This is a genomic window from Burkholderia sp. Ap-955 (assembly GCF_011753045.1).
Taxonomy (GTDB): domain Bacteria; phylum Pseudomonadota; class Gammaproteobacteria; order Burkholderiales; family Burkholderiaceae; genus Burkholderia; species Burkholderia lata_D.
The window spans coordinates 1-16,991 of sequence record NZ_VWWH01000063.1 but is presented as its reverse complement, the minus strand read 5'-3'; the positions used below and the strand labels follow the sequence as shown (position 1 = coordinate 16,991).

Genomic DNA, 16,991 nt, shown 5'->3' with positions numbered 1-16,991 from the left:
GGTCAGTAATCGATCTGGGGAACCTGGAACGTGTCCTTGAGCGACTTCAACTCGGCGCGATGCATGGCCGCGAGACGCGCGAGCAGCGTTTCGCCGGCTTGCTCGAGGTGGACCTCGACCTGCCGGCGGTCCGCTTCGCTCGTCTTGCGCTTCACGAGGCCGAGCGCTTCGCAGCGCGTGACCAGCGCGACGACGCCGTGATGCTGCGCCTGCAGGCGTTCCGCGAGTTCGCCGATGGTCGCCCATTCGCGATGCGGATAGCCCTTGATGTGCAGCAGCAGCAGGTATTGCAGCGGCGTCACGCCTTCGCTTTGCGCGGCGCGTTCGGAGAAGCGCTCGAAGCGGCGCATCTGGTAGCGAAACTCGGAGAGTTGCTGGAAATCGCTTTTCGCCAGCGCGCGTCGGGTATCGTTCATCGGGGCGGTCGGACAGTCAGTTTCGGTGGCGTAAAATATATCACAACATGATATAAGTGGCCGAAATTTGGCGAGAAGAACGCACTCCGCGCTGCACTAGCCGTTACATGGCGTTACGTGCGCCGCATGCGTTACGCGGCCTCGCGCATTTGCGTTTGCCGATAGAGGCCCGTGACGAGATCCGTCTGGGTAATGATCCCGACGAGCCGGCGCGATGCATCGACGACCGGAATATGGTGGTGGCCAGAATGCGTAAACAGCGGGACGAGCGCGGTGATCGGCATCGTTTCCGGCACGCACGCGACGTCGCGCGTCATCACGGTGGCGACGTTCGCCGGCTGGCCGCCGAACGATTGCGGCAGCCGCGCCGACAGGCGGTGCCACAGCGGGGTCGGACGGCGCAGTTGGCGCGTGAGGTCGGCGCGCGTGACGATGCCGGTCAGGCGGCCTTCGCCGTCGACGACCGGCAGCGCTTTCACAAGATGGCGGTCGAGCAGCGCGAGCGCGGCCGTCACCGACGTCGACGGCGCGACTTCGATCGCATTCTTCGTCATCAGGTCGGCGCACGAGAGCTGGCCGAACGTGCGCGTATAGGCTTGCATCTCGGTTTCGCGCAGCAGCGCTTCGAGATCGTCCGGATCGACGTCGAGCCATTCGCCGCGGCGCTTCAGCACCGCATCGAGGTCGCTGCGCGCGAAGCCGCCGCGCGCCGGTGCGGCGCCGCCTGCCTGCGGTTTCGCTTCGGGGCGCACGCCGCCATGCGGGTAGCGGTGCCCGGTCAGCGCGTGATAGGCGAGCGCGGCCGACAGCAGGATCACCGATTGCAGCGCGATCGGCTCCAGCACGAAGCTGAACCCGAGCGAATGGATCGCCGGGCCGCCGACCACGGCCGTGAGCGCGACGGCGCCCGACGGCGGGTGCACGCAGCGCAGCACGAACATGCCGCCGATCGCGCACGCGATCGCGACCGCGGCGGCCGTGATCGGATCGGCGATCCATTGCGCGCACGCGACACCGACCGTCGCCGCGACGAGATTGCCGCCGATGATCGACCACGGTTGCGCAAGCGGGCTCGCCGGGACCGCGAACAGCAGCACGGCCGACGCGCCCATCGGCGCGACGAGCAGCGGCACGAGGCCCGGCACGCCGGGCAGCAGCCGCATCGTCGCGCCAACCGTCGCGATGCCGACGAGCGCGCCCATGCACGAGCGCAGGCGCTCGCGCCAGCCCAGCGACATCGGGTGGGGAATGAAGCTGTGCAGCCATTGCCGCAACGTGCGGCGCGACGACGGAGTGCCTGACGACATGGACGGTAAGCGGTAAAAGTGACGGCGCGGATGCGCGCAGCGACGAGCCGCGAATTATATCGTGTTGTGATACAAATTGTCGCGCTGCATCAAGCCGTTGCCCGCGCGCGACGCGCATTGCTTGCAAAAACCTTTCACGGAATGAAAGTTTGCGGGCCGGGCAATCGCGCAAATTTGTCTGCAGCGGCGTACAATTCGGGCCACTGAATCCCCCGTCATGCCAGAACCCCGTACGCGATGCCCGCTCTCCCGCCTTTCTCCCGGCACGGTGATCGATTCGACGTGGTTCGCGGCTGCGTTCCGTTCCCCACCTGACGCGAGCGCCGCCGACGCCTCCCCACTGACTCTCCCCAAGCCAATTCAATGGACATGCTCGAAAACATGCGCCTGTTCGTGCGCGTTGTCGAAGCCGGCAGTTTTACTGCGGTCGCGAAGGAAATCGACGCGACCACCGCGCAGGTGTCGCGCGCGGTATCGAATCTCGAAGCGCACGTACAGACGCGGCTGCTGCATCGCACGACGCGCCACCTCGGCCTCACCGAAAGCGGCGAACGCTATTTCGAGCGCGCGAAATCGATCCTCGCGGAAATCGACTACGCGAACGCGGAGGCGCGCAATGCATTGCTGCGGCCGAGCGGCAAGATGCGCATCCATGCGATGACGGGGCTCGGGCAGAGTCATGTCGTGTCGTCGATCGTCCGCTACCAGGAGGACAACCCCGACGTGTCGGTCGAGCTGACGCTCGCGCAGCGGATGCCGAATCTCGTCGAGGAGGGCTATGACGTATCGATCGTGACGGCGTCGCAACTGCCCGATTCGGGCTATGTCGCGCAGACCTGCGGCACGAGCTGCAGCGTACTCGTCGCATCGCGAGAATATCTGGCGCGCCACGGCACGCCGCAGTCGCCCGACGAATTGCCGAACCACGTGTGCCTGCGCCTCGATACGCCGGCATCGCCGGCCGGCGAATGGCGGCTCGAGCGCAGCGATGGCGAGGAGGCCGTCTATGAGCTGCAGCCCGCGCCGTTCCAGGTCAACGTGCCGGACGCGCTGTGCGTCGCGGTGCGCGCCGGGCGCGGGATCGCGTGCGTCGCGCTGTATACGGTGCTCGACGACATCCGCGAAGGGCGGCTGATCCGCGTGCTGCCCGAGTACCGGCTGCAGACGGTGAGCGTGTATGCCGTCTACGCGACGCGCCGCTATCTCGACGCGAAGATCCGCACGTTCCTCGACCACCTGCGCACGACGCTCACGCCCGCGCTGGAGAACGACCTGCGCGAACTCGACCGGCTGACGACCGAACTGACGTCGGGCGGCCGCAAGCGCGCGTGACGATCAGCGCGGCCGTGCGCCGCGCGAACCGCACGGGCCGCGGCGCGGTTCATGCGCGCGGCGCGATCCGAATCCGCTCGAAGCGGCCCGCGAGCCATCCGTACGCGGCAATGCCGAGCAGCCCGTGCGCGGCGACGAACCACAATGCGCCGGCGAACGAGCCGGTGCGGGCGACGAAATAGCCGATCACGAGCGGCGTGACGATCCCGGCGATGTTGCCGAGGCCGTTGAACACGCCGCCGCTCAGGCCGACCATCCCTTCCGGCGCCGTATCGGCGAGTACGGCCCAGCCGACTGCCGCGAGCCCCTTGCCGAAGAACGCGATCGTCATCAGCGCGATCACGACCGCGTTCGACGATGCGCCGTTCGCAAGCACGAGCAGCGTCGCCATCGCCATCCCTACGACGAACGGCGTCTTGCGCGCCTTCGACGGATGCATGCCGCGCCGGATCAGCCAGTCCGACAGCACGCCGCCGAGCACGCCGCCCGTGAAGCCGCAGATCGCCGGCAGCGCGGCGACCCAGCCGGCCTCCATGATCGTCATCCCGCGCCCCTTGATCAGGTAGATCGGGAACCACGTGATGAAGAAGTAGGTGAGCGCCGTGATGCAGTACTGGCCGACGTAGATCGCCCACAGGTTCCGGTGGCGGAACAGTTGCGACACGTCATGCCACGACACGCGCGGCCGATGGCGCACGCGGTTCGCTTCGAGATCGACGAGCGCGCCGTGCGCGCGCAGGTAGTCGCGCTCCGCGTCGCTCACGCGCGGGTGGCCGTGCGGCTCGCGATACCACGCGAACCACAGCGCGGCGAGCGCGACGCCGAGCATCCCCATCCACAGGAACACGTGCTCCCAGCCGAGCGCATGCGTGAGCCACGCCATCGCGGGCGTGAACAGCACGACGGCCATGTACTGCGCCGAATTGAACAGGGCCGATGCCGTGCCGCGTTCGGCGGTCGGGAACCAGCACGCGACGATTCTCGAGTTGGCCGGAAACGCCGGCGATTCGACGAGGCCGAGCATGAAGCGCATGACGAACAGCGCGAGCGTGGCGGACGCGCCTTGCACGGCGAGCCAGCCGACCGTGCCCTGCAGCATCGTAAAGACCGACCACAGCAGCAGGCTCAGGCCGTACACGCGCCGTGCGCCGAAGCGGTCGAGCAGCCAGCCGCCCGGGATCTGGCCGATCGCGTAGGCCCACGCGAACGCGGAAAAGACGATGCCGAGCTGCACGGGCGTCAGCCCGAGGTCGTGCGCGACGCCGGTGCCGGCGATCGACATCGTCGCGCGATCCGCATAATTGATGACGGTGACCGCGAAAATCAGCGCGAGGACCGCATAGCGGACGCGGCCGATCGTGCGTGAGGCGGCGGGTGACGCGGCAAGGGCGGCGCCGCTGGATCGGTTGGGCATGCGTGTCTCCTGGCCTCCGTCGAGCGGAGGCATCCGGTGTTGTAACGAGGGGCAGCCGTGCGGTGCGCGGTGATCAGCGCGTGACGCTGGTCGGCGGGCGCTGGCCCGCGAAGCACGCGGCGAGGTTGGCGAGCACGATCCGGCCCATCTCTTCGCGCGTTTCGCGGGTCGCGCTCGCACGGTGCGGCTGCACGACGACGCGGTCGAGCTCGAGCAACTCGGCCGGCACCTGCGGTTCGTTCGCGAATACGTCGAGGCCGGCGCCGGCGATCGTGCCGTCGGCGAGCGCGCGAATGAGCGCGGCTTCGTCGACCAGCTTGCCGCGCGCAACATTGATCAGGAATCCCTTGGGGCCGAGCGCGGCGAGCACGTCGGCGGTCACGAGTACGTTGCCGTGATCGGCCGATGCCGCGATCACGAGTACCTCGCTGTCGCGCGCGAGCGCGGCGAGGTCGGGCACGAAGCGATAGCCGCTGTTGCGATGCTCGCGCGGGCCGAAGTAGCTGACCGGCATCCGGAACGCCTGCGCGCGCTGCGCGATCGCGCGGCCGACGCGGCCCAGCCCGACGATGCCGAGCCGCTTGCCGGTCACCTGCGTCGCGAGCGGCTGGGCCGTCTTGCCCCAGCGGCCGGCACGCACGATGCGCTCGCCGGCACCGAGATCGCGCAGCGTCATCAGGATCAGCCCCATCGCCATGTCGGCGACGTCGTCGGTCAGCACGTCGGGCGTCGTCGTCACGTGGATGCCGCGTGCCCGCGCGCGGTCGAGATCGACGGCGTCGGTGCCGATGCCGCTGATCGCGACGATCTCGAGCGCGGGCAGCCGGTCCATCAGCGCGGCGGACAGGCCGTTCGCGCCGCCGGTCACGACACCGCGAATGCGTGCGGCCACGCGATCGAGCAGTGCGTCCGGCTGCTCGGCCGCATACAGCCGGTGCACCGCGTAACGGGCGGACAGTTCGGCGTCGATGGTGTCGGGGAGCGGCTGGGTGAGGAGGATGTCGATGGTCATGAAGGTCTCGGTCGTCGTGCGCGGCGCGGGCAGCGCATCAGGTGCAACCGAGTATAGAAATCGCATCGATATGCGTCTAACATCAAAAGACTATCGATTGATTCAAGAATTGGATGATTGAACTGCACCAGCTTCGCTGCTTCGTCGCGGTCGCCGAGGAACTGCATTTCGGTCGCGCGGCGCGGCGGCTCTTCATGACCCAGCCGCCGCTCAGCCGGCAGATCCAGCTGCTCGAGCATGCGCTCGGCATCGCGCTGCTCGAACGCAGCAGCCGGCAGGTCAGCCTGACCGCGGCCGGCGAGCGGTTTCTGCGCGACGCGCGGCACATCCTCGAATTCTCCGCACGGGCCGAGCAGGCCGCGCAGCGCGTGGCACATGGCGGCGCCGGCCGTATCACGCTCGGCTTCACGGCGGTCAGCGCATACCGGATGATCCCGATGCTGCTCGCGCATGCCGCGCACGCGCTGCCGGACGTGGACATCGAATTGCGCGAGATGGTGTCGACCGTGCAGATCGATGCGCTGGCGTCGCGGATGCTCGACGCGGGCTTCGTGCGCCAGCGTGCCGCGTGCCAGCCGCTCGAATACCGGCTCGTGCAGCGCGAGCCGATGCTGGTCGCGGTCGCGGAGGGCGCGCCGCTTGCCGCGTGCGAGCGCATCGGCCCCGACGATCTCGACCGGCAACCGTTCATCGCGTATTCGCCGAACGAGGGGAAGTACTTCCACGACCTGATCTCGGGCCTGTTCGCGAACGCGGGACGGCTGCCGAACTACCTGCATTACGTCGGGCAGACGCATACGATCCTCGGCCTCGTGCGCGCGGGGCTCGGCGCCGCGCTCGTGCCGGCGTCGGCGCGCGAACTGCATGTCGACGGCGTGGTGTTCCGGCCGCTGGCGGGCGCCGACGTGGCGGCCGAACTGTATCTCGCATGGCGCGCGGACAACGACAATCCGGCGCTGCCGGTGTTCAACGCGATGGTCGAGCGGTTTCTCGCGCAGGAGCACGGCGGTGCGTAACGGCATACGCCCGGAATACGTACGTGCGATGTGACAAGCTTTCAATTCGGAAGCTTGCGCAAGCGATGCCAAGCAATCCTGACCGAGCGCGACAGGTCGCAGTCCTGCGAATCCTTACCGTGTTGAAAGCTCGTTCGCTGCCGGTGTTCCAACGGAGGAACGCGGTGCTTCGCTGCACTGCGACAACTGCTTGACGCTGCATGCCGGTCGGCGCAGGATACGTCCGTGCATTTGGAGCGGGACGCGCCGGCCGCGCGGTTCCCGCACCCGCGATACGCAGAAGAACAACGATGAGCCTTTACGCACTCGTACCGGAATACCGGCCCCGCGTTTGTCGGCCCGCCGGAACCACGCTTCCCCCGACGCCCGTCGCGTCACGTATCCGTCATCCCGTTTCGTACCGTGCATCGGTACACTTTCCCGTCCGCGCGCGAGCCGCGACGATGAACGGCGCCCGTCTGGCGCGCCGCATCGCAGCGCCGTCTGCCGTTCCTCATCACCGCATCCTGAACGGCGCCTACACCGGCGTCTCGTGACGTCCGTCGCGCCCATCCTTGTATTGCGCCGCCGGCTTGCCCGACTGCCCGGCGGCACCGGAGTCCGAAGCATTTCGATTGAGCCTGAAAAAGGCAAACGCAAGCAGTTCGGTTCGAGGTTCAAGGAGAAAAACTCATGTCGCAGCTTTCGAATGAAGAAGCAAACGGCAGTTCGGGGAGTGGCAAGGTCAAGCTGATCAAGTGGGCGATCATCATCGCCGGCGTCGCGATCGCGGCACCGGCGGCGTTGTTCATCCTGAAGGGGGTGATCGCGCTCGTCACGGCGGGCGTCATCGGCCTCGGCGCGATCTATTTCGCGCCGGTCGTCGCGATGAAGTTCGCGAACCAGAAGGTGAAGATGATCGTCCAGGAGGCGCAGGCCAATCCGATCGAGACGCTGATCAACCAGCTCGCGGAAAAGCGCCAGGCGGCCCAGAAGTTCGCGGACAGCATCACGGCGTTCCGCACCGAGGTGAAGAACTTCGAGAACAAGACGGAGCTGTTCGAGAAGCAGTATCCGGACGATGCGCCGCGCTTCCGGCAGCAGCTCGACACGATGAAGCAGCTGCTCTCGTTTCGCGAGGGGCGTTACAAGCAGGTGCAGGCCGAACTGAAGAACTTCGCATCGGCGATCGATCGTGCGAAGGCGATGTGGGACATGTCGCAGGCCGCGCAGCAGATGAACAAGCTCGCGGGCCGGCAGGCGTCCGACACGTTCGAACAGATCAAGACCGACGTGGCCGTGGATTCGGTGATGCGCTCGGTCAACAAGGCGTTCTCCGAAATGGAGACGTCGCTGATGGATAACCCCGAGGTCAAGCAGGCACAGCAGCAGGCGGTGATGAACGCGCCGCACGCGCCCGGGCTCGATGCGACGACCCCCGCGCAACTGCCGTCGAAACAACAATAACTTCCTGCAGGCTCGCAACCATGAAAAAATTGCTTGGCGCCATCGCATTTCTGATCGTGCTCGTCGGCGTATGGATCGTGCATCAGGGCGGCCTGTCGACGCTGATTCCCGCGCATGACGCGGCCCCGGCCTCGACGTCCGCGCAAGGTGGCGACAGCGGCCCGTCCACGCAGACGTCGCCGTCGTCCAACGTGCTGCCGGCCGGCTTCACGCCGCAGGCCAGCGCGCTGAAATCGATTGCAGAAAACGGCATCGTGCGGATCTCCGTGCAGAACCCGAGCGAACCGTTCTTCGGCGAGGACAAGGGCACGCCACACGGCTTCAACGTCGAATTCGCGCGGCTGCTGTTCGCGGATCCGTCGTTCTCGCACGGCGGCAAGCCGGTCGTCGTCGATACGCGTCACGAGGTCGATACGTACCCGGGCGTCCCGAAGCAACTCCTCGATACGGACGCGAAGGGGAACCACGTGGTCGACGTGGCGATGGACGGGCTGACGTTCCCGGACAACACACCGTCGGGCGTCGTCTATTCGGTGCCGTACGTCGACGATTTCGGCTACTCGCTGATCGTGCGGCAGGGCTCCGCGATCCGCTCGACCGACGATCTCGCGGGCAAGACGGTCGGCATCCTGAAGGGTGACCCGGACGTGCGTGCGTTCGTCACGCGCCAGTACCCGAACGTGAAGTTCGTCGAGGTCGACGATTCCGATCCGGCCTTCATCGCGAAGAGCATCGACGGCCATACGGTCGACGCGTTCATCTACGACTATCCGTTCGCGGTCAGCTCGATCAAGAACACCGACCTGAAGTTCGCGGTGACCAAGCTCGACGGCTCGAACATCGCGTACAAGATAGGCGTGCGCGCCGACGACCAGGATCTGCTGATCTACCTGAACGCCGCGATCGCGAAGCTCAAGCAGTCGCCGCAGTATCTCGACTTGCTGCGCAAGTACTTCGTCAGCGACCAGGCGGTGACGACCGCGGCCGCGTCGGGCGAGCACACGTACGTGGTGAAGGCGGGCGACACGCTGAACCTGATCGCCGCGAGCAAGCTCGGCAGCGGCCAGCGCTATCGCGAGATTCAACGTCGCAACAACCTCGCCAACCCGAACCTGATCCTGGCGGGCCAGCATCTGGTGATTCCGGTGCGGTAACGGCGGCGCGACGTGAACGAAGGAAGCTGAAGGGACGTGAAGGACGGCGCGCGGCCCGGCGGAGAGGATCCGCCGGGCCGCGCGCTTTTCTGCGTCAGTGCGTAATCGACAGGAACAGGTAAGCAGCGAACAGCGACAGGTGCACGACGCCGTGCAGCACCGTCGTGCGCCCCTGGCTGAGCGTCAGCGTGCTGACCAGCAGGGTGAGCGCCAGCAGCACGGTTTCCATCGGGCCGATGCCCAGCGTGAGCGGCTGGCCGACCCAGATGAACACGGCCGCGACGGTTGGGATCGTCAGCCCGATACTCGCGAGCGCCGAACCGAGCGCGAGGTTCATGCTGGTCTGCAGGCGATTCGCACGCGCGGCGGTGACGGCCGCGAGCCCTTCCGGCAGCAGCACGAGCGCGGCGATCACGATACCGACCGCGGCCTCGGGCGCACCGAGCTGCATCACGGCGTGCTCGACGGCCGGCGACAGCAGCTTCGCGAGCAGCACGACCGCGACGAGGCTCGCGAACAGCAGCAGCATGCTGATCACGGCGGTGCGGTTGCTCGGCGCCGCCGCGTGAACGGCTTCGTTCGCGCTGTCGTGCGCGGCGAGGAAGTAGTCGCGGTGACGCACGGTCTGCACGAACACGAAGGCGCCGTACAGCACGAGCGACGACACGCCGGCGAACGCGAGTTGCGATTTCGAGAAGAACGGGCCCGGCGCGGCGTTCAGGTAGTTCGGCATCACGAGCGACAGCACCGACAGCGACGCCAGCACCGCGAGCGCCTTGCTGGCGCCACGGCCCTGGAAGTCCTGTTCGCCGTGCTTCCACGCGCCGACGAGCAGGCAGATACCGACGATGCCGTTGCAGATGATCATCACGGCGGCGAACACGGTGTCGCGGGCGAGGCCCGATTTCTCCGGGCCCGCGCCGAGCATCACCGACACGATCAGCGCGACTTCGATGACGGTCACGGCGACCGCGAGCACGAGCGTGCCGAACGGTTCGCCGACGCGGTGCGCAACGACTTCGGCATGGTGGACGGCGGCGAACACGGCGCCGGCGAGGGCGGCGGCGAACACCGCGATGACGAGGCCTTCGGCCGGTACGACGCGCGACAGCGCGAGGACCAGCCAGGCGGCAAGCGGGGCCACGAGGGTCCAGCGCGGGAGCTGGTTGGACGAGAGCGGCATGGAGGGTTTCCTTATGCGAGTGGCGGCGCGCGACGCGCCGTCACGGGTTGACGAAGCCCGGCCGTACTATCCGCCGAACGAGGATGATGAAACCGAAGGTGGGCGGCACGCAACGGTGCTGCCCTGGGTTCGCCGCCCTGAGGCGGCGAGGGGCGCGGGCGGGCCGGAGCCCGTCGCGAGATGAAACGATTCGATGCGGCCGGCCGCGAACGACGAGGCGAGCACGTGTGACGACGCACGGGCCGGCGGGTCGGTTCCGACCCCGGAAGGGCGGCCGGCGATGGACGGCGGTGGCGACATGTCACGCGGTTTCCCCCTGAAATCCGGCGATTTGTCGAATTTTATCAGGCGTTCGGGGGTCACTATCTCATATTCGAACTCTTTCATTGACCTTTCGGTTTACAAAAAGTGCCCCGACCTTTCGATTTTTTTGTCTTTGCCGTTTCCGTAACGATCTCTTGCACGACAAATTCGGGCTCGCCCTGACATAAATCTACCGACCGGTCGGTTTATAATCGCTCGCACCTCCACTTCATGACGGATCGCAAGCGATGGCTGTTTCTTCTGCACATTCGGTGAACTCGGGCGCGCTGGCGCCGTCGGCCGTCGTCGGCGTGATCGGCGCCGGCGCGATGGGCGCGGGCATTGCGCAGGTCGCGGCGGCGGCCGGCCATACGGTGCTGCTGTACGACCTGAACGAAGCAGCCTGCGACAAGGCGCTGGCCGGCATCCGCGCACAGTTCGCGCGCCTCGCGGAGAAGGGCCGGCTCGAACCGGAGCAGGCTGACGCGGCCGGCGCCCGGATTCGCGCGGTGCACGAACTGGCCGACTTCGCGGGCGCCGCGCTGATCGTCGAGGCGGCGGCCGAGCGGCTCGACGTGAAGCGCGAGATCTTCGCGACGCTCGAGCGCCATGTCGACGACGCGTGCCTGCTGGCGACCAATACGTCGTCGATCTCGATCACGTCGATCGCAGCCGGGCTGCGCGTGCCGCAGCGCGTCGCCGGCCTGCATTTCTTCAACCCGGCGCCGCTGATGGCGCTCGTCGAGGTGGTCAGCGGGCTCGCGACCGCGCCCGAGGTCGCGCAGGTACTGGTTGAGACCGCCGCCGCTTGGGGCAAGCAGCCCGTGATGGCGAAATCGACGCCCGGCTTCATCGTGAACCGCGTCGCGCGGCCGTATTACGCGGAGGCGCTGCGCGTGCTGAACGAGCAGGGCGGCGCGCCGGCATCGATCGACGCGGTGATGCGCGAGGCCGGCGGCTTCCGGATGGGGCCGTTCGAGCTGATGGACCTGATCGGCCACGACGTGAACTTCGCGGTGACCGAATCGGTGTTCCGCGCGTATTTCAACGATCCGCGCTACACGCCGTCGCTGATCCAGCAGGAACTCGTGAACGCGGGCTTCCTCGGACGCAAGTCGGGGCGTGGCTTCTATTCGTATGCGGACGGCGCGACGCCGCCCGCCCCGGATCTCGAAGCATCGCGCGACGCGCCGGCCGACGTCGCGCTGTTTGCGCAGGACGGCCCGGCCGCCGCGCTGCATGCGCGCTTCGCCGAACGCATTCCGGGCGCCCGGCAGTCCGGCGCGCATGCCGACGACCTGCTCGCAAAGGCCGGCCGCGCTTCGATCGCGCTGACCGACGGCCGTACCGCGACCGTGCGCGCCGCGCAGACGGGTGTCGCCGATCTCGTGCTGGTCGACCTTGCGCGCGATTACGCGCAGGCCGGGCTCGTTGCACTGACGCGCGCGCTCCAGTGCAGCGATGCGGCCTATGCGGATGCGGTGGGCCTGTTCCAGCAGGCGGGGTTTCGCGTCGTCGGCGTCGCGGACGTGCCGGGCATGGTCGCGATGCGCACCGTCGCGATGCTCGCGAACGAGGCGGCCGATACGGTGAACCAGGGCATGTGCTCGCCCGCCGATCTCGATCTCGCGATGGAGAAGGGCGTGAACTACCCGTGCGGCCCGCTCGCGTGGGCCGATGCGATCGGCATCGGCCGCGTGCATCGCGTGCTGTCGAACCTGGCGGCGAGCTACGGCGAGGACCGCTATCGCGTGTCGCCGCGCATCGCCGCGCTGCATGCGGCCGGCCGCACGTTCCGGTCGTAGCCGTCGCCCCCGTTACCTCGAACACGATAACGACATCACTCCATTGGAGGAGCACCCCGATGACTCACCCGACGCATCCCGCCGCCGCCCTCGAGCCGATCGAGACCGCCAGCCGCGACGAACTGCAGGCGCTGCAGCTCGAGCGCCTCAAGTGGTCGCTGCGCCACGCATACGACAACGTCCCGCACTATCGCCGCACGTTCGATGCGGCGGGCGTGCATCCGGACGACCTGAAGTCGCTCGCCGATCTCGCGAAATTCCCGTTCTCGACCAAGAACGACTTGCGCGACAACTATCCGTTCGGGCTGTTCGCGGTGCCGCGCGAGCAGGTCGTGCGCGTGCATGCATCGAGCGGCACGACGGGCAAGCCGACGGTGGTCGGCTACACCGCGCGTGACATCGACACGTGGGCGAACGTGACCGCGCGCTCGATCCGCGCGGCCGGCGGCCGCCCGGGCGACACGCTGCACAACGCATTCGGCTATGGGCTCTTTACGGGCGGCCTCGGGATTCACTACGGCGCGGAACGGCTCGGCTGCATGGTCGTGCCGATGTCGGGCGGGCAGACCGAGAAGCAGGTGCAGCTGATCCGCGATTTCGAGCCGAAGATCATCCTCGTCACGCCGTCGTACATGCTGAATCTGATCGACGAGATGGTGCGGCAGGGGATGGACCCGGCCGAATCGTCGCTGAAGATCGGCATCTTCGGCGCCGAGCCGTGGACGCAGGCGCTGCGCGAGGAAGTCGAGACGCGCGTGGGCATCGACGCGCTCGACATCTACGGGCTGTCGGAAGTGATGGGCCCGGGCGTCGCGTGCGAATGCGTCGAGACGAAGGACGGCCCGGTGATCTGGGAAGACCATTTCTACCCGGAAATCATCGACCCGGTCACGGGCGAAGTGCTGCCCGACGGCAGCCAGGGCGAGCTGGTGTTCACGTCGCTGACGAAGGAGGCGATGCCGGTGATCCGCTACCGCACGCGCGACCTCACCGCGCTGCTGCCGCCGACCGCGCGCGCGATGCGCCGGCTCGCGAAGATCACGGGCCGCTCCGACGACATGCTGATCGTGCGCGGCGTGAACGTGTTCCCGAGCCAGATCGAGGAGATCGTCGTCGCGCTGCCGCAGTTGTCGGGCCAGTTCCAGATCACGCTGTCGCGCGACGGTCACATGGACCGCCTCGACCTCGCGGTCGAACTGCGCTCCGAAACGGCTGCGTCCGTCACCGAAAGCGATCGCGCGGCGCTCGCCCGCGAGCTGCAGCACCGGATCAAGACGATGGTCGGCGTGTCGTCCGGCGTGACCGTGCTGGCCGCGGGCGGCATTCCCTCGACCGCGACCGGCAAGGCCCGGCGCGTGATCGACCGCCGCCAGGCGGCCTGATTCCCCTGTTTGCCGTTCAACCCGAGGAAACCTGTTCGATGGATGGATTGAAGACCCTGGCCGTCACGGTCGATGCGCGCGGCGTCGCAACCGTCGCGCTGCAGCGCGGCGACGTGCTCAACGCGTTCGACGAGACGATGATCGCCGAACTGACCGACGCGTTCACCACGCTCGGCCGGCGTGACGACGTGCGCGCGATCGTGCTCCGCTCGGATGGCCGCGCGTTCTGCGCGGGCGCCGACCTGCAGTGGATGCAGCGCGCGAGCGCGAACGACGCGGCCGCGAACCTGCGCGATGCGGAGCGGTTCGCCGCGATGATGCGCGCGATCCGGCAATGCCCGAAGCCGACGGTGGCGCGCGTGCAGGGCCATGCGTTCGGTGGCGGCGTCGGCCTGTGCGCGGCGTGCGACGTCGTGATCGCGAGCGATCACGCGCGCTTCTCGGTCAGCGAGGCACGCTTCGGGATCCTGCCGGCCGTGATCGGCCCGTATCTGGTCGAGGCGGTCGGCCAGCGCCAGGCGCGCCGCCTCGCGCTGACGGCGACCCAGCTCTCTGCCGGCGAAGCGGTCGCGATCGGGCTGATCCATCAGGCCGTGCCGCTCGATGCGCTCGACGAAGCACTCGACAAGACACTCGCCGAACTCGGCCGCAACGGTCCGAACGCGCTGATGGAGATCAAGCGCTTCTTCGATGGGATCGGCGAGTATCCGCCGTCGGATGCGCGCGCGGCGTTCACCGCGCAGACGATCTCCCGCGTGCGTGCGACGCCGGAAGCGAAGGAAGGCTTCGCCGCGTTCTTCGCGAAGCGGCCGCCGGCCTGGGAGGCGGGCGCCGAGTAAGGGGCAACCACGGGGAAACCAGGGGGAAACGGCGATGATCGACGGCACGGCGGGCCCGGCCGAATTTTGCGGCTCGGCCGCGGGCGCTTGCTCTACAATGCGTGACCTCCGGCGCGCTGCCGGCCCAGCCCCGACCGATTCTTCATCCGATGATCGTCAACCGCCTTATCTCCGAGATCCTGTTCGGCTTCACCGGCCTGATCGGCATCATCAACCCGATCGGCATCGCGTTCCTGTTTCTCGAACGGACCGAGGCGCTCACCGAGCAAGAACGCGATCTGCTCGCGAGGAAGGTCGCGTTCAACGCGTTCGTCGTGCTGATGGTCGCGTTCTTCGCCGGCACGCCGGTGTTGCATTTCTTCGGGATCTCGATGGAAGCGCTGCGGATCGGCGGCGGCTTCGCGGTTGCGGTGGCCGGTTGGCAGATGCTGAACGAGCCCGACGGGCCGGGCGGCGGCGACACACCGGTCAAGCCGATCGACGCGAACGCGATCATGACGCGCGCATTCTTCCCGCTGACCATGCCGCTGACGGTCGGCCCCGGCTCGATCGCGACCGCGATCGCGCTGAACGCGAACCGCACGCACAAGCTGTCGGAGTTCGCGCTGTCGAGCATCGTGTCGATCGCCGTCTCCGTGCTGGTTGCGATCGTGATCTGGCAGGTCTACAGCCGCTCCGCGCTGCTGTCGCGCTACCTCGGCAGCGAAGGCACCAAGGTCGCGAAGCGCGTGTCGGCGTTCCTGCTGCTGTGCATCGGCGTGCAGATCATGCTGACCGGCTTTTCCGCGTTCCTGCAGCCGATCGCCGACCAGGTCAAGTAAAGCGGCCGGCGCCGCTGCGCACGCCCCGCGCAGCCGACGCCGCGCGCGCCCTCGCGCTCGCGAGCACTTCCTTCGCACCTTGCGGCGACGCCGCACGCATTTTTGCCGCCCGGGATACCATGCGACGGTCCGGCGGATGCGCGGCGCGCATCCGGCCGTCAGCTCAACTTCAATGGCGAGGCGTGCAATGGAATACGTGAAATTCGGATCGACAGGACTGGAAGTGTCCAAGCTGGTGCTGGGTTGCATGACGTTCGGCGAACCGTTACGCGGCACGCATCCGTGGACGCTGCCGGAAGCGCAGAGCCGTCCGATCATCCAGCGGGCGGTCGAAGCCGGCATCAATTTCTTCGATACCGCGAACATGTATTCCGACGGCACGTCGGAGGAGATCGTCGGCCGTGCGCTGCGCGATTTCGCAAAACGCGACGACATCGTGATCGCGACCAAGGTGTTCTACCGGATGCGGCCCGGGCCGAACGGCGCGGGGCTGTCGCGCAAGGCGATCATGACCGACATCGACCAGAGCCTGAAACGGCTCGGCACCGACTATGTCGATCTCTACCAGATTCACCGCTGGGACGACGGCACGCCGCTCGAGGAGACGCTCGAGGCGCTGCACGACGTCGTGAAGGCCGGCAAGGCGCGCTATATCGGCGCGTCGTCGATGTTCGCGTGGCAATTCGCGAAGGCGTTGCACACGTCGAAGCAGCACGGCTGGACCCGCTTCGTCAGCATGCAGAACCACCTGAACCTGCTGTATCGGGAAGAAGAACGGGAAATGCTGCCGCTGTGCGAAGACGAAGGGATCGCGGTGATTCCGTGGAGCCCGCTCGCGCGCGGCCGCCTGACGCGCAACTGGGACGAGTCGACCGAGCGGCAGCAGAGCGACGCGGTCGGCCAGCGGCTTTACGATGCGACGGCGGAGTCGGACAAGGCGGTCGTCGATGCCGTTGCGACGATCGCGGCCGCCCGCAACGTGCCGCGTGCGCAGGTCGCACTCGCCTGGGTCGCGCAGAAGCGCGGGGTCACCGCGCCGATCGTCGGCATTTCGAAGCCGCAGCAGCTGGACGATGCACTGGCCGCGCTCGAACTGAAACTGACCGACGACGAGATCGCCACGCTCGAACGCCCGTACGTGCCGCACGCGGTCGCCGGGATCAACTGAGCGGCGGCGCCGCGCGGCCGTCAGCGCGCGGCGTCGAGCATCGGGTAGGTGAACAGGCCGAAGTGGACGACGTTCAACCCCGCATGCGCGAGCGCGGACGCGAGCAGCCCGCCGCGCCGCCAGGCGAGGCCGTAGCCCACGCCGGCCACCGTGCCGAGCACGATCCATTGCCAGCCGCCGGCCGCATGCGCGGCGCCGAACAGCACCGCGCCGATCGCAAGCGCGGCCCACGGCCCCCATGCGAACGCGCGCAGCGCGCGGGTCAGTCCGCCTTGCACGTAGCCGCGGAACAGCGCTTCCTCGGCGAGTGTCACGATCAGCAGGTTGTTCACGAGCCACAGCCACCCCGACGGCGGCCATTTGGGTGCCCAGCCGACCATCCCGAACGCGAGC

At 67.7% G+C, this 16,991-nt stretch carries 17 protein-coding genes; 10 read left to right on the top strand and 7 right to left on the bottom strand.

Translation table 11 applies throughout. The features are described 5' to 3' along the window. Positions 1–2: 2 nt before the first annotated feature. Both F3J15_RS26530 and F3J15_RS26525 read right to left on the bottom strand, forming a co-directional pair. A complete protein-coding gene (locus F3J15_RS26530; protein ID WP_069251779.1) occupies positions 3–416 on the bottom strand; it encodes a helix-turn-helix domain-containing protein in 414 nt (137 codons plus the stop codon). Positions 417–547: 131 nt separating this feature from the next. Then, positions 548–1,723, bottom strand: coding sequence for an HPP family protein (locus F3J15_RS26525; RefSeq protein WP_166894965.1), 1,176 nt, complete (start codon positions 1,721–1,723; stop codon positions 548–550). A gap of 363 nt (positions 1,724–2,086) precedes the next feature. On the opposite strand from F3J15_RS26525, the gene F3J15_RS26520 reads away from it, so the two are divergent. Continuing rightward, positions 2,087–3,055 carry a LysR family transcriptional regulator gene (locus F3J15_RS26520; RefSeq protein ID WP_166894963.1) on the top strand — a complete coding sequence of 323 codons (969 nt, stop codon included), beginning with the start codon at positions 2,087–2,089 and terminating at the stop codon, positions 3,053–3,055. Between the two features lie 49 nt (positions 3,056–3,104). Here F3J15_RS26520 and F3J15_RS26515 read toward each other — a convergent pair whose 3' ends face one another. Next, a complete protein-coding gene (locus F3J15_RS26515) occupies positions 3,105–4,469 on the bottom strand; it encodes an MFS transporter (protein ID WP_166894961.1) in 1,365 nt (454 codons plus the stop codon). A 73-nt stretch (positions 4,470–4,542) separates the two neighbouring features. Continuing rightward, positions 4,543–5,481 (bottom strand): 2-hydroxyacid dehydrogenase, encoded by a 939-nt coding sequence (locus F3J15_RS26510; protein ID WP_166894959.1) that lies wholly within the window; start codon positions 5,479–5,481, stop codon positions 4,543–4,545. Between F3J15_RS26510 and F3J15_RS38150 the strand changes: the two genes are divergently transcribed. From F3J15_RS38150 to F3J15_RS26495, 4 genes are all read left to right on the top strand, one after another. Continuing rightward, positions 5,474–5,602 (top strand): hypothetical protein, encoded by a 129-nt coding sequence (locus F3J15_RS38150; protein WP_275691239.1) that lies wholly within the window; start codon positions 5,474–5,476, stop codon positions 5,600–5,602. The genes F3J15_RS26510 and F3J15_RS38150 overlap by 8 nt on opposite strands. After that, positions 5,595–6,497 carry a LysR substrate-binding domain-containing protein gene (locus tag F3J15_RS26505; protein ID WP_166894957.1) on the top strand — a complete coding sequence of 301 codons (903 nt, stop codon included), beginning with the start codon at positions 5,595–5,597 and terminating at the stop codon, positions 6,495–6,497. The genes F3J15_RS38150 and F3J15_RS26505 overlap by 8 nt, the downstream gene beginning before the upstream one ends. Before the next feature lie 672 nt (positions 6,498–7,169). Beyond that, the gene (locus F3J15_RS26500) at positions 7,170–7,943 is read left to right on the top strand and encodes a hypothetical protein (protein WP_046548017.1); all 774 of its coding nucleotides are present in this window, start codon (positions 7,170–7,172) and stop codon (positions 7,941–7,943) included. A gap of 20 nt (positions 7,944–7,963) precedes the next feature. After that, positions 7,964–9,097 carry a transporter substrate-binding domain-containing protein gene (locus F3J15_RS26495; protein ID WP_166894955.1) on the top strand — a complete coding sequence of 378 codons (1,134 nt, stop codon included), beginning with the start codon at positions 7,964–7,966 and terminating at the stop codon, positions 9,095–9,097. A 94-nt stretch (positions 9,098–9,191) separates the two neighbouring features. Here F3J15_RS26495 and F3J15_RS26490 read toward each other — a convergent pair whose 3' ends face one another. After that, positions 9,192–10,280, bottom strand: a complete 1,089-nt coding sequence (locus F3J15_RS26490; RefSeq protein ID WP_069251773.1) for an ionic transporter y4hA — start codon at positions 10,278–10,280, stop codon at positions 9,192–9,194. Between the two features lie 66 nt (positions 10,281–10,346). Beyond that, the gene (locus tag F3J15_RS26485; protein WP_166894953.1) at positions 10,347–10,667 is read right to left on the bottom strand and encodes a hypothetical protein; all 321 of its coding nucleotides are present in this window, start codon (positions 10,665–10,667) and stop codon (positions 10,347–10,349) included. Between the two features lie 164 nt (positions 10,668–10,831). Here F3J15_RS26485 and F3J15_RS26480 point away from each other — a divergent pair, with 164 nt between their 5' ends. The 5 genes from F3J15_RS26480 to F3J15_RS26460 all read left to right on the top strand — a co-directional run bounded on the left by F3J15_RS26480 (position 10,832) and on the right by F3J15_RS26460 (position 16,598). Beyond that, entirely contained in the window at positions 10,832–12,388 is a 1,557-nt protein-coding gene (locus tag F3J15_RS26480) for a 3-hydroxyacyl-CoA dehydrogenase (RefSeq protein WP_166894951.1), read from the top strand. A 59-nt stretch (positions 12,389–12,447) separates the two neighbouring features. Next, entirely contained in the window at positions 12,448–13,770 is a 1,323-nt protein-coding gene (paaK, locus tag F3J15_RS26475) for a phenylacetate--CoA ligase PaaK (RefSeq protein ID WP_069251771.1), read from the top strand. 38 nt (positions 13,771–13,808) lie between these two features. Beyond that, positions 13,809–14,609 (top strand): enoyl-CoA hydratase-related protein, encoded by an 801-nt coding sequence (locus F3J15_RS26470; RefSeq protein WP_166894949.1) that lies wholly within the window; start codon positions 13,809–13,811, stop codon positions 14,607–14,609. Positions 14,610–14,758: 149 nt separating this feature from the next. Continuing rightward, on the top strand, positions 14,759–15,430 hold the full coding sequence (locus F3J15_RS26465) for a MarC family protein (protein ID WP_069251769.1): 672 nt from the start codon (positions 14,759–14,761) through the stop codon (positions 15,428–15,430). Positions 15,431–15,617: 187 nt separating this feature from the next. Beyond that, positions 15,618–16,598: an aldo/keto reductase gene (locus F3J15_RS26460; RefSeq protein WP_166894947.1), complete on the top strand. Its 981-nt coding sequence runs from the start codon at positions 15,618–15,620 to the stop codon at positions 16,596–16,598. Positions 16,599–16,618: 20 nt separating this feature from the next. Here F3J15_RS26460 and F3J15_RS26455 read toward each other — a convergent pair. Next, positions 16,619–16,991, bottom strand: a 373-nt coding sequence (locus F3J15_RS26455) for a CPBP family intramembrane glutamic endopeptidase (RefSeq protein WP_166894945.1), incomplete at its 5' end; no start/stop codon positions are given.

What these genes read in the sequence shown, in the direction of transcription:
- F3J15_RS26515 (WP_166894961.1), bottom strand. Translation starts at nt 4,469, where the DNA reads ATGCCCAACCGATCCAGCGGCGCCGCCCTTGCCGCGTCACCCGCCGCC.
- F3J15_RS26510 (WP_166894959.1), bottom strand. Translation starts at nt 5,481, where the DNA reads ATGACCATCGACATCCTCCTCACCCAGCCGCTCCCCGACACCATCGAC.
- F3J15_RS26530 (WP_069251779.1), bottom strand. Translation starts at nt 416, where the DNA reads ATGAACGATACCCGACGCGCGCTGGCGAAAAGCGATTTCCAGCAACTC.
- F3J15_RS26465 (WP_069251769.1), top strand. Translation starts at nt 14,759, where the DNA reads ATGATCGTCAACCGCCTTATCTCCGAGATCCTGTTCGGCTTCACCGGC.
- paaK (WP_069251771.1), top strand. Translation starts at nt 12,448, where the DNA reads ATGACTCACCCGACGCATCCCGCCGCCGCCCTCGAGCCGATCGAGACC.
- F3J15_RS26505 (WP_166894957.1), top strand. Translation starts at nt 5,595, where the DNA reads ATGATTGAACTGCACCAGCTTCGCTGCTTCGTCGCGGTCGCCGAGGAA.
- F3J15_RS26520 (WP_166894963.1), top strand. Translation starts at nt 2,087, where the DNA reads ATGGACATGCTCGAAAACATGCGCCTGTTCGTGCGCGTTGTCGAAGCC.
- F3J15_RS38150 (WP_275691239.1), top strand. Translation starts at nt 5,474, where the DNA reads ATGGTCATGAAGGTCTCGGTCGTCGTGCGCGGCGCGGGCAGCGCATCA.
- F3J15_RS26500 (WP_046548017.1), top strand. Translation starts at nt 7,170, where the DNA reads ATGTCGCAGCTTTCGAATGAAGAAGCAAACGGCAGTTCGGGGAGTGGC.
- F3J15_RS26485 (WP_166894953.1), bottom strand. Translation starts at nt 10,667, where the DNA reads ATGAAAGAGTTCGAATATGAGATAGTGACCCCCGAACGCCTGATAAAA.
- F3J15_RS26495 (WP_166894955.1), top strand. Translation starts at nt 7,964, where the DNA reads ATGAAAAAATTGCTTGGCGCCATCGCATTTCTGATCGTGCTCGTCGGC.
- F3J15_RS26470 (WP_166894949.1), top strand. Translation starts at nt 13,809, where the DNA reads ATGGATGGATTGAAGACCCTGGCCGTCACGGTCGATGCGCGCGGCGTC.
- F3J15_RS26525 (WP_166894965.1), bottom strand. Translation starts at nt 1,723, where the DNA reads ATGTCGTCAGGCACTCCGTCGTCGCGCCGCACGTTGCGGCAATGGCTG.
- F3J15_RS26460 (WP_166894947.1), top strand. Translation starts at nt 15,618, where the DNA reads ATGGAATACGTGAAATTCGGATCGACAGGACTGGAAGTGTCCAAGCTG.
- F3J15_RS26490 (WP_069251773.1), bottom strand. Translation starts at nt 10,280, where the DNA reads ATGCCGCTCTCGTCCAACCAGCTCCCGCGCTGGACCCTCGTGGCCCCG.
- F3J15_RS26480 (WP_166894951.1), top strand. Translation starts at nt 10,832, where the DNA reads ATGGCTGTTTCTTCTGCACATTCGGTGAACTCGGGCGCGCTGGCGCCG.